Annotated in this window: 1 protein-coding gene; it reads right to left on the bottom strand. The window is 66.3% G+C overall.

Going from position 1 to position 407, the window contains the following annotated elements:
- A partial coding sequence (locus LU493_RS19650; protein WP_275289487.1) for a PfkB family carbohydrate kinase occupies window positions 1–389 on the bottom strand: 389 nt, incomplete at its 3' end.
- Between the last annotated feature and the right edge of the window lie 18 nt (window positions 390–407).

Raw genomic sequence — 407 nt, forward strand, 5'->3', positions numbered from 1 at the left:
TTGGTCATCACCACTTTCTCGCCGCGCTTGCGCGCCGCCGCAACCGCCTGTTTGAGCTCCTCTTCGCTCATCACGCCAAAGCCGGTCTCAGCCCGGCCGCGGACCGCGTTTTCCAGCTCGACAGGGGAAACGGTGGATGTACCCAGCTTACCGACCACCACGCCCGCCGCGGCGTTAGCGAAATAGCAGGCCTCTTCCAGGGTGTTGCCGGACGCCAGGGTCGCCGCCAGCACGCCAATCACCGTGTCGCCGGCGCCGGTCACGTCGTACACTTCCTGGGCCTGGGTCGGCATATGCAGCGGCGGACGCCCCGGCTGCAGCAGCGTCATCCCCTGCTCAGAGCGCGTCACCAGCAGCGCCGACAGTTCGAATTCGGCGATGAGCTTCATGCCGCGCTCAACGATCTG

Source organism: Halomonas elongata, assembly GCF_029081005.1.
Taxonomy (GTDB): Bacteria; Pseudomonadota; Gammaproteobacteria; order Pseudomonadales; family Halomonadaceae; genus Halomonas; species Halomonas elongata_B.